The organism is Flavobacterium erigeronis, assembly GCF_054075165.1.
Genome location: NZ_JBSKGP010000001.1, coordinates 443,250 through 456,888 on the forward strand (window position 1 = coordinate 443,250; position 13,639 = coordinate 456,888).

The window sequence follows — 13,639 nt, forward strand, 5'->3', positions numbered from 1 at the left end:
TTTGCAGAGCATGAAGAGAAAGCAGCTCATATTAAGTGTATCGTTTGCTGTAACAATATTGTTTTCGATATTGTTTCAGTCCATACACAGTTATGAGCATATTGTAAAACAGCTTACAGAAAAACAGTGCCATCATAATTACAATGATCCTAATGGCGAGATAACACATCAGCATCATGATTATGACGTTTGTTTTGTTTGTCATTTTGCTTTTGAATCTTTTATTCTTCCGCAAAATTTCTCTTTTGAATTTCATTCATTTGACAGAGAAACACCTTATTTCTTCCCATTTTCAGAGAAGATTTTTTCAATTTCAACCACTTCGTATTTCTTACGGGGGCCTCCTGCTGTTATAGTTTCTTAAATTTCGATTATTCGAAAAACATCACTTTTCTTTTAATTAAATTCAAAATAACATTGAGTTTCCTCATCCTATTACTATCAATTAGGATCAGAATGCTTTATTGTTGGCTTTTGTTTTTCATTCGAAGAAAAAATCAATTTAACTATAGCATCATTTTCAAATGAAAAAATTTATAATTGCCCTTGTTTTAGGGTTTTCGGGCATGCTGAATGCTCAAAATTCGGTTTCAGGAATTGTAACCGACACTCAAAACAATCCATTGCCTGGCGTTTCTGTTTATGCTCCAGAATTGCATAAAGGAACTACAACAGATGCAAACGGAAAATACGAACTGAATAATCTTCCAAGCGGAAGCCTGCGTATCGCTTTTACTTATGTTGGATATGCCAATCAAAATAAAACAATTGCTAAATTATTAAAGCAAAACACTTTAGACATAATTCTAGAAGAGTCTATTTTAGAAATGGATGAAGTAGTCGTGTCTACGCCTTTCAACAAATTGCAATCGCAAAACGTAATGAAAATCGAGCACGAAAGCATTAAAACTTTACAGCAAAAAGGAACTTCAACCTTAATTGAAGGTTTAGCCACCATTCCTGGAGTTTCGCAGATTTCTACGGGAACTTCTATCGGAAAACCCGTAATTCGCGGACTTAGCGGTAATCGTGTTTTGGTTTATTCTCAAGGCGTTCGTATCGAAAACCAGCAGTTTGGAGACGAACATGGTTTAGGTTTAAATGATGCCGGAATCGAAAGCGTCGAAGTAATAAAAGGGCCAGCTTCCTTATTATACGGTTCTGACGCCTTAGGAGGCGTTTTATATTTCAATCCTGAAAAATTTGCTGATGCGGGAGATTTTAAAGCTAATTTCAGTCAAAAATATTTCACAAATACACAAGGAAGCAATTCTTCTATTGGATTGAAAACTTCTACAGAAAATTGGAAATTCTTAGCACGCGGAAGTTACAACACACATTCTGATTATAAAATTGCTGATGGCGACCGCGTAACCAATTCACGTTATAACGAAACTGATTTTAAAACTGGAATCGGTTATAGTAATTCTACTTTCTCAAGCGTTCTTCGTTACAACTTTAACAAACTGGATATTGGAATTCCAGAAGATGGAATTGCAGAACAATCGTCAAGCAAAGACACGCAATTTCCGAGACAGGGAATTAACAATCATCTATTGAGTTTGAATAATGTGATTTTCTTTGAAAACTCAAAATTGGATGTTGATTTAGGATACATTGCTAATGACAGAAGCGAATTTGAAGACAGCAATGAAGCTTCTTTGCACATGAAATTGAATACTTTCAATTATAATGCGAAATATCACTTTCCTAAATTCGGAAAAATTGAAACTATTTTAGGCGTTCAAGGAATGCATCAGACGAATAAAAATTCTGGTGAAGAGTACCTGATTCCAGATGCCACAACTAACGATTTTGGTGTTTTTGGAACTGCTAATTACGAATGGGATAATAGCGTTCTCCAAGCAGGATTGCGTTTTGACAATAGAAATGTGAATTCAATTGCTCACGGAACTGAAGGTGAAGAAGGATATTTTCAGGCTCTAGACCGATCTTTTGACAGCTTTAATGCTTCTTTAGGCTATAAAACCAAATTGGCAGAACCGTTAACGCTTCGTTTAAATGTAGCAACAGGATTTAGAGCGCCAAACTTAGCAGAACTGACTTCAAACGGTGTTCACGAAGGAACAAACCGTTACGAAATTGGGAATGCAAACTTAAAAACGGAACAAAACGTTCAGACCGATCTTAATTTAGAATATAAAAATTCTCATTTTGAGTTTTTCGTAAACGGATTCTACAATCATGTAAACAACTACATCTACACTTCGCCAACAGGAGAGGTTTTAGACGATAATGATGTTTTTGCTTACGTTCAGGACAATGCACAATTATTTGGTGGAGAAGCTGGTCTTCACTTTCACCCGCATCCTTTAGACTGGTTGCATTTTGAAACTAGTTTTGAAACTGTTACAGGCAAAAAAGACAATGATGATTATCTGCCTTTAATTCCTGCAAACAACTGGAATAATACGCTTAGAACCGAATTTAATATCAAAAACTGGTTAAGCGAAGGTTTTGCATCTTTGAATGTTTCATCAACTTTCAACCAGAATAATGTGAGCGGTTTTGAAACGGCTTCTAAAGGATATACTTTGGTAAATTTAGGTTTTGGAGGAACAGTTAAACTCGGAAAAACGGCTTTTGATATTAACTTAAACGGAAACAATTTATTCGATAAAAAATATATCGCACACCTTTCAAGATTAAAAACAGACGGTATTCCGAATATTGGAAGAAACATCGTTTTGGGCGTTAATTTTAATTTATAATTTTTTTTGAACCATATAAGTTATATAAGTTCATTTTAGCATAATGGGCTATCCTGCAAGGTTTCAAAAACCTTGTAGGTTTTGTTTATTTTAGATTTGATCGCAAATTATACCTACAAGGTTTTGGAAACCTTGAAGGAAAATAAAATGAACTTATATGACTTTTATGGTTTAACTTTTCTTCCAGATTTTTTACAACAAAAAGTACTATTTTTGTTACAACAGATAAAAACTAACTATGAAAAAAACATTTTTATTAATGGCAATTACAACCGCAGGACTATCATTTGGTCAAGATAAACTTCAATATCCGCAAACTAAAAAAGGAGAAACTGTTGATGTATATTTTGATACTAAAGTAAGCGATCCGTACCGTTGGTTAGAAGATGACAAATCTGCTGAAACGGGAGCTTGGGTAAAAGCTGAAAACGAGGTTACTTATGGTTACTTAAATAAAATTCCGTTTCGTGATCAACTTAAAAAACGAATGGAACAACTTTGGAATTACGAAAAAATTGGAGCTCCATTTAAAGAAGGAAAATTTACGTATTATTCTAAAAACAACGGACTTCAAAATCAATCTGTAGTTTACAGAAAAGATGAAAAAGGAAAAGAAGAGGTTTTCTTAGATCCGAATACTTTTTCTAAAGACGGAACAACTTCGCTTGGCGGTTTAAACTTTTCTAAAAACGGAAACATCGCGGCTTATTCTATTTCTGAAGGAGGAAGCGACTGGAGAAAAGTCATTATTATTGATGCGCTTTCTAAGAAAGTTTTAGAAGATACTTTGGTTGACATCAAATTCAGCGGCGTGTCTTGGCACGGAAATGAAGGGTTTTACTACTCTAGTTACGACAAACCCAAAGGAAGCGAATTATCTGCTAAAACAGATCAGCATAAATTGTATTTCCATAAACTGGGAACTTCTCAAAAAGACGATAAAGTAATTTTTGGAGCTGACCAGAAAAGAAGATATGTAGGCGGATATGTTACTGAAGACAATCATTATTTGGTAATTACAGCGGCTAATTCGACTTACGGAAATGAATTATATATTAAAGATTTGACTAAGCCAAACAGTCCGATTGTTACCATTGTAGATAACTTTAACAGTGATAGTGCTGTTATCGAAAATGAAGGCAACAAATTGTTTATCGAAACCGATCTTAATGCTCCAAACAAACGCGTTGTGACGGTTGATGCCTCAAATCCGAAACCAGAAAATTGGAAAGATTTCATCAAAGAAACCAAAGATATTTTATCTCCTTCAACTGGCGCTGGCTATTTCTTTGCTAATTATACTAAAGATGCGGTTTCATTCGTACAGCAATATGATTACAGCGGAAAATTAGTGCGTGAAATTAAACTTCCTGCTGTTGGAACTGCAGGCGGTTTTAGCGGTAAAAAAGAAGATAAAATTTTATATTACAGTTTTGCGAATTACACTACTCCAGGAAGCATCTATTCTTTGGAACCAAAATCGGGTAAATCTGAAATTTATCAAAAACCAAAAGTAGATTTCAAAAGTGAAGATTATGAGTCTAAACAGGTTTTCTACACTTCAAAAGACGGTACAAAAGTTCCGATGATTATTACGTATAAAAAAGGAACAAAATTAGACGGTAAAAACCCGACAATCCTTTACGGTTACGGCGGATTCAACGTTAGTTTAACGCCAAGTTTCAGCATTGCCAATGCAGTTTGGATGGAAAATGGAGGTGTTTATGCTGTTGCTAACTTAAGAGGAGGCGGTGAATACGGTAAAAAATGGCATGATGCAGGAACTAAATTGCAAAAGCAAAATGTGTTTGATGATTTTATCGCTGCTGCGGAATATTTAATCGCACAAAAATATACTTCAGCTGATTATTTAGCTATTCGCGGAGGATCTAACGGAGGTTTATTAGTTGGTGCAACAATGACGCAACGCCCTGATTTAATGAAAGTAGCGCTTCCTGCAGTTGGAGTAATGGATATGCTTCGTTACAATGCTTTTACAGCAGGTGCTGGATGGGCGTTTGACTACGGAACTGCTCAAGACAGCAAAGAAATGTTTGAATATTTAAAAGGTTATTCTCCTGTTCACAACGTAAAACAAGGAACTCATTATCCTGCAACTATGGTAACTACTGGAGATCATGACGACCGCGTAGTTCCAGCGCACAGTTTTAAATTTGCTTCTGAATTGCAGGAAAAACAAACAGGAGAAAATCCGGTTTTAATTAGAATTGATGTAAAAGCAGGTCACGGAGCAGGAAAATCTGTTGCGGCGACTATTCAAGAAAATGTAGATATTCAAGCGTTTACACTTTACAATATGGGTTTTAAAGCTTTGCCTTCGAAGTAAGATTTTAGAAACTAGATTTTTTTATAGCCACGAATTCACGAATTTTTTTTGTGAGTTCGTGGTTATTTTTTTTGCCACGAATTCCACGAATTGCGCTAATTTGTTTCACGCAGATTTAAAAGATTTAGGCAGATAAAAACAGATTTTAAATCTGCTCCATCTGCAAAATCTGCGTGAAACAAAATACACCCAAAGTTTAATCTTTTTAATCTGTGGCGAAAAAAATTAGCGCAATTCGTGTAATTCGTGGCAAAGAATTTTTTATCCACAATCTGCGTGAAAAAATAATTCGTGAATTCGTGGCTAACCTTTTTTAAATAAACTTTAAATTTGAGAAACTTAAAACTTAAACCATGAAAATTATAAAATGGGGAATTATTGGCTGCGGAAATGTAACCGAAGTTAAAAGCGGACCCGCATTTCAAAAGGCTCCAAACTCTGCTTTGGTGGCTGTGATGCGCAGAGATGCTGCCCTTGCAGAAGATTATGCCAAACGCCACAATGTTCCGAAATGGTATTCAAAAGCTGAAGATTTAATAAATGATCCAGAAGTTGATGCTGTGTATATTGCTACTCCTCCATCTTCTCATAAAGAATACACTATTTTATGTGCCAAAGCGGGAAAGCCAGTGTATGTTGAAAAACCAATGGCGTTGACTTTTGAAGAGTGCAACGAAATGATCAGCGCTTGTAAAGAGCATAATGTTCCGTTGTTTGTGGCTTATTACAGAAGAGCACTTCCGCGTTTTTTAAAAATTAAGGAAATCATCGACCAAGGAAAATTAGGGAATATCAGACATGTCAATTGTGTTTTATACCATCCTTTTGAAGAGCGTTATGATGACGAAATCAATCTTCCTTGGACAGTTTTGCCACATATCTCTGGAGGGGGAATTTTCGTCGACTTGGCTTGCCATACTTTAGATTTCTTAGACTTTGTTTTAGGTCCGATTAAATCGGTTCGCGGACATGCGACTTCTCAATTAATGGCTTACCCTGCTGAAGATTCGGTTTCGATGTCTTTCTTATTCGAAAATGGGATTCACGGTTCTGGAATATGGAATTTTGCAAGTTTTGAGCGCTATGACAACACTGAAATTGTGGGCGATAAAGGAAAAATCTCTTTTTCTACTTTTGGAAATGATCCACTTCACATTCAGTATGCAAATGGCGAAAAAGAAACTATTACCATCGAAAATCCGCTTCATATTCAACAGCCTTTTATTGAAACGGTTATTGCAGAACTTTTAGGTAACGAAGGCGCTTCTCCATCAAAAGGAACTTCTGGTGCTAGAACAACCTGGGTAATCGATCAGGTTTTGAAGGAGTTTAGAGAGGCTTCGAAATAAATTTGAAGCAATGTTTGTCATCCCGAGGAACGAGGGATCTTCGCAAGTAGCTCCGTAAAGTATAGTTTTCAATCTTTGTCGAGTTTCTTGCGAAGATCCCTCGTTCCTCGGGATGACAAACAATTCGCAAAATATCATTAAGCCAAACAAAAAGAGGATATTCTTTCGAATATCCTCTTTTTTTAAACTAAAAACTTCTATAAAATTATAGGCTGTATTTGATCCCTAAAGTTAATCCTAAACCAGAAATTCCAACATATGAACTTAACTCATCCATTGCTTCGTTAGGTCTTGTTGTATCTCTTTTATCCGGAGTAGCTGTATTTGGATTAAAGGCTGCATTATTAGAATTAACATCTAATCTATCTCTATAGTTAGTATGAATTTGTGACGTAGTTCTTGTCGCTAATGCGTCTTGTCCATTTACAGTAAACTCAGTAGTTTCTTTTGTTTTCCCATGAACTGTAAAGTTTCTGTATTCCAATTCAGCAAAAGCAGAAAGGTGACTAGTTAATTTATAAGTTGTACCAACAGCAGCCGTAAATCCTAAAGTTGGGTTTGGTTTTACTTTATCTACACTATGAACGTTTCCAAAAGCAACAGGTGCTCCTGTAGTTGGATTAAATGCAATTGGCGCATAGGCATCAGAAGTGATTTCTAAATCTCCATGAATAGGAACTAAAACCCCAACTTTTGTATAAGGCTCAAATCCACCAGATTCTCCTAAAAACATTACAATTGCAGGCGCTAAATCAAAAGCTGTAATTTGACCTACAGATTTGAAGCTATATTCTCCCGTTGGAGTAATTGGCGTATCAGTAGTTGTCTGAGCCATTTTTTTATCATTACTGTTATAGTAATTAACCCCTAATTCAACTCCTAAACGTGTCGAAAAACGATAACCTGCAGTAATACCAGTTCTAAAACCTTGACCGAAAGAACCTGTGATACTTTTTTCAGATACTAATTGTCCTCCAACAAATGTTTTGTCTAAAGGTAAATTTCCTCCAACAACTGGAAATTCTGTTGAAGCTGTTTGGTTAAAGTATGATCCTCCTAGTTTGAAATACCAGCTTTCTGGTTTGTCTGCTTTTTCTGTTGTCTGCGCAACACCGGCCATTGAGCAAACTAATAATCCTAATAAAAATAGGTTCTTTTTCATAATTTTGATTTATTGATTTATACAAACTTAGAATAATTTAACAGATTCTTACAGTTTGCAAAGTTAGACTTGGAACGAAAACGTTGTAATTTGGCGCAATATTACTAAAAAACAATTATGCATGCATAATTTTAACACTAAAAATTAACATTCGTTTAAATTTTAACTGTTAAATTTTTAGTTCAGTTTAAAATTAATCTGCATTTTCTCTAATTCCTGCAATAATTCAGTTGATATTCTAACCTTCAGACGACGGCTAGGCATCGATAATTTGGTTACTACTTTGATTTCTTCTACCTCATTTACTTCCTGAATTTTCGTGTTTTCAGGACCATCTTCAGTTTCGCTTTCTTCTTCAAAAACTGCATCTTCTGCTTCAAAATCAGTTGGAGTTTCTACCTCAACCAATTTTTTAATTTTTTCTAATTCCATTATTTCAAAAGTCACCGAGTTATCCCCTTTATTTTCATTGAATAAATGGCTCAGCTTATGTATAAATTCAGGATGAAGATCTTTAATATTCAAAAGCAAGATTAGCTTTTTAGCGAAAGCTTCCAAAATATCCTGCAACTGGCGAATCTCCACAAACTGCATTCTCGGATCGGTTTTCTTACCCGTATCATGATTTACCCAGCCATCTTTTATTAATATTTTCAAAAAGGCAAAGTTATTCTGAATCAAGAAATGGCGGAATTTCAAATATTCTTCACCAAAAATCTTGAATTCGTAACTCTCATCATATCCTTCTAAGTTAAACGCCGCCCAACCTTTTCCGTTTTTCGCTACACGATGCTGAACGTTATTAATAATTCCGGCAAAATGAAGATTCTTTCCAACATATTCGTTCATACTTTTCAAAGCTTCTAAACGAGCGTTGCAGAAATATTTCATCTCAAATCTAAAATCATCAAGCGGATGCCCGGAAATATAGATTCCGACCACCTCTTTTTCTTTGGCCAGTTTTTCCATTGTACTCCAGTCTTCGCATGGCGGTACGACGGGTTCTGCAATCTGCACTTCACTTGCTTCTCCAAACAAACTTACTTGCGATGAGTTTTCATTCTCTTGAAATTTCGATCCGTAACGCATGGCTTTTTCGTAGAATGTAATTCCGTCTCCATCATCGTGAAAATACTGAGCTCTGGTTGTTCCTTCAAAAGAATCAAAACCTCCAGCCAAAGCTAAATTCTCAATCGCTTTTTTATTCGCAGCGCGCAAATCAATTCTCTTCGCTAAATCAAAAATCGACTTATATCTTCCGTCTTTTCTGTTTTCTACAATTGTTTCTACAGCTCCAGAACCTACTCCTTTAATCGCCCCCATTCCGAAACGAACGGCGTAATCATCGTTTACCGTAAATTTATAGTACGACTCGTTTACGTCAGGCCCTAAAACTTGTAAGCCCATTCGTTTACATTCTTCCATAAAGAACGAAACTTGTTTAATATCGTTCATGTTATTCGAAAGCACCGCTGCCATATATTCAGCAGGATAATGCGCTTTCAAATAAGCCGTTTGATAGGCAATCCAAGCATAACAAGTCGAGTGCGATTTGTTGAAGGCGTAACTCGCGAAGGCCTCCCAGTCTTTCCAGATTTTCTCTAAGACTTTGGCATCGTGACCTTTTGCAGCCGCTTGTTCAACAAATTTCGGCTTCATTTTATCTAGTACGTCTTTCTGTTTCTTACCCATCGCTTTACGAAGTACGTCGGCCTCACCCTTTGTAAATCCAGCCAAAGACTGAGACAAAAGCATTACCTGCTCTTGGTAAACCGTAATTCCGTAGGTTTCAGATAAATATTCGGCGCAGGCATCTAAATCGTATTTGATTTCTTCGTCACCATTTTTTCTTCGAACGAAAGACGGAATATACTCCAAAGGTCCTGGACGATAAAGTGCATTCATGGCAATTAAATCTCCAAAAACTGTCGGTTTCAGATCTTTCATGTATTTCTGCATCCCAGGTGACTCGTATTGGAAGATTCCAACAGTTTCTCCTCTTTGGAACAATGCATACGTTTCTTCATCGTCAATTGGGAAATTATCTGGATTCAGCTCAATTCCCGTTCTATATTTTACCAGTTTTACGGTATCTTTTATCAGCGTAAGGGTCTTCAGACCCAAGAAGTCCATTTTCAAAAGACCTGCACTTTCAGCAACCGAGTTATCGAACTGTGTTACATATAAGTCCGAATCTTTTGCGGTAGTTACGGGAACATAATTCGTAATATCCGACGGTGTAATAATTACCCCGCAGGCGTGAATTCCCGTATTACGCATCGAACCTTCCAGAATTTTTGCCTGCTGAATGGTTTCTCCAGCCAAATCATCTTCATTGGCAATGGCGATTAATTCTTTTACATTATCAAATTCGTCTGAACGAAGGGCTTTTTTAACCTCATCTTCACTTTCCGAAATGAAACGCGCCAAATTCCATTTTGACGGCATCATCCCCGGAATCAATTTCGCAATTCTATCCGCTTCAAATAAAGGTAAATCCAGTACACGCGCCGTATCACGAATCGCCGATTTGGTAGCCATTTTACCATACGTGATAATCTGCGCCACCTGTTTCTGACCGTATTTGTTGATTACGTATTCCATTACACGTCCACGACCCTCGTCATCAAAGTCGATATCAATATCGGGCATCGATACACGGTCAGGATTTAGGAAACGCTCAAAAAGTAAGTCGTATTTAATAGGGTCGATATTGGTAATTCCGAGACAGTATGCAACGGCAGATCCCGCTGCAGAACCACGACCTGGTCCTACCGAAACGTCCATTTTTCTTGCCTCGGCAATGAAATCCTGTACAATCAAAAAGTAACCTGGATAACCTGAGTTTGAAATCGTTAATAACTCAAAATCCAAACGTTCCTGAATTGATTCGGTAATTTCGCCATATCTTCTTTTCGCACCTTCCATCGTAAGGTGTCTCAAATAAGCATTTTCACCGCGAACACCATTGTCTTTTTCGTCTTCTGGATCAACAAATTCTTCCGGAATATCAAATTTAGGAAGCAATACATCTCGATAAAGCGAATAACCTTCGACTTTATCAATAATTTCCTGAATATTAATAATCGCTTCGGGAAGATCAGCAAAGAGCTTTTTCATCTCGTCTTGCGACTTATAATAATATTCCTGATTCGGAAGCCCGTAACGGTAACCACGACCACGGCCAATTGGCGTTGCCTGTTTTTCACCGTCTTTTACACACAATAAAATGTCGTGCGCATTGGCATCTTCTTTATTTAAATAATAGGTATTGTTGGTCGCAATTAATTTTACATTATGCTTTTGCGAAAACTCAATCAGGGTTTTGTTGACGCGATTTTCATCTTCTTGATTGTGACGCATTATTTCTAAGTAGAAATCTTCGCCAAATTGTTCTTTCCACCAAATCAGAGCTTCTTCGGCTTGGTTTTCACCAATATTCAGGATTTTACTCGGAATTTCTCCGTATAAATTCCCAGACAAAACCATGATATCTCCTTTATATTGCTCAACAATTTTGCGGTCAATTCTCGGAACATAATAAAATCCATCAGTATATGCAATCGAAGCCATTTTTGCCAAGTTATGATAACCCGCTTTATTTTTAGCCATTAAAACAACTTGATAACCGTTGTCTTTTTTGGATTTATCTAAATGGTTTTCACAAATATTAAATTCACACCCAACAATTGGTTTTATTTCAGTTTCTGTTGGTTCTTCACCAGCTTCAACTAAAGCTTTGTTTTTTGCAGAAGCTCCTTTGTTGTGATTCATAACAGCGCTCACAAAATGGAAAGCTCCCATCATGTTTCCAGTATCGGTCATTGCCACGGCAGGCATTCCGTTTTTGGCTGTAGCCGCTACGATATTTCCAATTCCGATGGTAGATTGAAGAACCGAAAACTGGGTGTGATTGTGTAAATGCGCAAATTTTGCCGCTTTAAAATCGGCTTTATCTTCTTCTGACACAACTGTTTCTTTGCCTTCTCCAGCAAGAGCTTTAAGCTGTTCTCTAATTTTATCAGAAGCCGCTTTTAAATTGATGTGTTTTAAACCAATGAGCTTAAACGGCTCAGCATTTCTTTCTTGAAATTCTTTGAAATACTCTTTCGGAACATCAAGCTCTTCTTTGGTAAAAACCTCTCTTCTAACCAATTCTAAGAAGCAACGCGTAGTTGCCTCAACGTCGGCAGTTGCGTTGTGCGCTTCCGCGAAAGGCTTATCGAAAAGATAACTGTGCAATTCGGTCAAAGTCGGAAGTTTAAATTTTCCTCCACGACCTCCGGGAAGCTGTAATAATGAAGCCGTAACTTCGGTACAAGTATCCAGAACAGGCATCGAACTCATTTGAGATTCTACTCCCATTCTATGAAATTCGGCTCCCATAATATTAACGTCAAAACCTAAATTCTGACCAACAATAAATTTGGTTTTGCTTAAAGCGATATTGAATTTCTCCAAAACTTCAGCCAGCGTGATTCCGTCGGCTTCTGCCAGTTCGGTAGAAATTCCGTGAATACGTTCGGCGTCATACGGAATATTAAATCCTTCTGGTTTTACCAAATAATCCTGATGCTCGATAAGCGTACCCATTTCGTCGTGCAATTGCCACGCGATTTGTATACAGCGAGGCCAGTTATCAGAATCGGTAATTGGCGCATCCCAGCGTTTTGGTAATCCGGTTGTTTCGGTATCGAATATTAAATACATATATTTTTATGGAAAAGTCAATTTTTAAAACTCCAAATTCCAAATCTTTCCTATTGCAAACAATTGACAATATGAAACATAACTAAATGCGAAATGAAAAACGGAAGGAAGTCAAATTTACGCTTTTTTTACAGAAATAACGAAACGAAAGTTGTTAACAAAAGCACTTTTAACACCTATTCAAAATGCAATTCTTCAACGCGGATGAAACGGATTCGTTATCACGAAGACGCAGATAAAAACGGATTTTTTAGATATAATAAAAAAATCCGTTTTAATCTGCGTTTTTGCCTAGCAAATCCGTGTCATCCGCGTTATAATTTCAAAACAATTTCACTCATGTTTTTTCATCCTAAAATTTAGATTATTCATTTTGGATACTCATTGCACCAAAATGAACACTTTTAAACTCCAGCGTATCCTGAACTTTGCTTCATCAAATTATAACAATTAAAAAATAATAATCATGAAAACAATTTTTATCACAGGCGCATCATCAGGTTTAGGAAAAGCAACAGCAAAATTATTTCAGGCAAAAGGCTGGAATGTAATCGCAACGATGAGAACTCCAGAGAAAGAAACAGAACTTTCGAATTTAGCAAACGTAACGCTTTTACCTTTAGATGTCACCAATTATGATCAAATTCAAAGTACGGTTAAAAAAGCGCTTGAACTAAGCGATATTGATATCGTTTATAACAATGCCGGTTATGGTCTAATTGGTCCTTTGGAAAGTCTTAGTGATGCACAAATTACCAAACAACTTGACACTAATTTACTGGGTGTAATTAGAGTTACGAATGCTTTTATACCCTATTTCAGAGAAAGAAAAAGCGGTTTATTTATCTCTACAACTTCTATCGGCGGATTGATTGCTTTTCCGTTAGGATCAATTTATCACGCTACAAAATGGGGATTGGAAGGTTGGAGCGAAAGTATGGCTTACGAATTGAATCCGTTTGGGGTTCATATTAAAACGGTTTCACCGGGCGGTATTAAAACAGAATTTATACATGGTTCTCTTGACACAGGAACAAAACCGGAATACGAAGCTATGACCAACAATATGTTTGCAAGTGTTGATGCAATGTTTCAAATGGCATCAACTCCAGAACAAATTGCCGAAGTCGTTTACGAAGCCGCAACCGATGGAAAAAATCAATTGAGATATGTAGCTGGCGAAGATGCAAAAGCGCTTTACAAACAAAGATTGGAGCAAGGCGATGAAGTTTTTCGCGAAGCGTTTGGTAAACAGTTTTTTGGAGAATAATAAAAATAGCTTCGGAGAAGCGAAATATTTATAGAAATCATATTTCCTATTAATAGCAAAGCTCCAGCG

7 protein-coding genes are annotated in these 13,639 nt (G+C 36.6%); 5 read left to right on the forward strand and 2 right to left on the reverse strand.

Features of this window, described 5'->3' with window-relative positions; translation table 11 throughout:
* Positions 1–10 precede the first annotated feature (10 nt).
* The 4 genes from ACWA1F_RS01885 to ACWA1F_RS01900 all read left to right on the forward strand — a co-directional run bounded on the left by ACWA1F_RS01885 (position 11) and on the right by ACWA1F_RS01900 (position 6,428).
* A complete protein-coding gene (locus ACWA1F_RS01885; RefSeq protein ID WP_456891159.1) occupies positions 11–364 on the forward strand; it encodes a hypothetical protein in 354 nt (117 codons plus the stop codon).
* Positions 365–524: 160 nt separating this feature from the next.
* A complete protein-coding gene (locus ACWA1F_RS01890; protein WP_456891161.1) occupies positions 525–2,732 on the forward strand; it encodes a TonB-dependent receptor in 2,208 nt (735 codons plus the stop codon).
* A 238-nt stretch (positions 2,733–2,970) separates the two neighbouring features.
* Positions 2,971–5,079, forward strand: coding sequence for a prolyl oligopeptidase family serine peptidase (locus tag ACWA1F_RS01895; protein WP_456891163.1), 2,109 nt, complete (start codon positions 2,971–2,973; stop codon positions 5,077–5,079).
* A 353-nt stretch (positions 5,080–5,432) separates the two neighbouring features.
* The gene (locus ACWA1F_RS01900) at positions 5,433–6,428 is read left to right on the forward strand and encodes a Gfo/Idh/MocA family protein (RefSeq protein WP_456891165.1); all 996 of its coding nucleotides are present in this window, start codon (positions 5,433–5,435) and stop codon (positions 6,426–6,428) included.
* A 205-nt stretch (positions 6,429–6,633) separates the two neighbouring features.
* Here the strand turns inward: ACWA1F_RS01900 and ACWA1F_RS01905 are convergent, their stop codons facing one another.
* Positions 6,634–7,590, reverse strand: coding sequence for an outer membrane beta-barrel protein (locus tag ACWA1F_RS01905; RefSeq protein ID WP_306154751.1), 957 nt, complete (start codon positions 7,588–7,590; stop codon positions 6,634–6,636).
* Positions 7,591–7,767: 177 nt separating this feature from the next.
* Positions 7,768–12,300 carry a DNA polymerase III subunit alpha gene (dnaE, locus tag ACWA1F_RS01910; RefSeq protein WP_456891168.1) on the reverse strand — a complete coding sequence of 1,511 codons (4,533 nt, stop codon included), beginning with the start codon at positions 12,298–12,300 and terminating at the stop codon, positions 7,768–7,770.
* A gap of 466 nt (positions 12,301–12,766) precedes the next feature.
* On the opposite strand from dnaE, the gene ACWA1F_RS01915 reads away from it, so the two are divergent.
* Entirely contained in the window at positions 12,767–13,570 is an 804-nt protein-coding gene (locus tag ACWA1F_RS01915; protein WP_456891170.1) for an SDR family oxidoreductase, read from the forward strand.
* The last annotated feature ends 69 nt before the right edge of the window (positions 13,571–13,639 follow it).

What these genes read in the sequence shown, in the direction of transcription:
- ACWA1F_RS01885 (WP_456891159.1), top strand. Translation starts at nt 11, where the DNA reads ATGAAGAGAAAGCAGCTCATATTAAGTGTATCGTTTGCTGTAACAATA.
- ACWA1F_RS01890 (WP_456891161.1), top strand. Translation starts at nt 525, where the DNA reads ATGAAAAAATTTATAATTGCCCTTGTTTTAGGGTTTTCGGGCATGCTG.
- ACWA1F_RS01895 (WP_456891163.1), top strand. Translation starts at nt 2,971, where the DNA reads ATGAAAAAAACATTTTTATTAATGGCAATTACAACCGCAGGACTATCA.
- ACWA1F_RS01900 (WP_456891165.1), top strand. Translation starts at nt 5,433, where the DNA reads ATGAAAATTATAAAATGGGGAATTATTGGCTGCGGAAATGTAACCGAA.
- ACWA1F_RS01905 (WP_306154751.1), bottom strand. Translation starts at nt 7,590, where the DNA reads ATGAAAAAGAACCTATTTTTATTAGGATTATTAGTTTGCTCAATGGCC.
- dnaE (WP_456891168.1), bottom strand. Translation starts at nt 12,300, where the DNA reads ATGTATTTAATATTCGATACCGAAACAACCGGATTACCAAAACGCTGG.
- ACWA1F_RS01915 (WP_456891170.1), top strand. Translation starts at nt 12,767, where the DNA reads ATGAAAACAATTTTTATCACAGGCGCATCATCAGGTTTAGGAAAAGCA.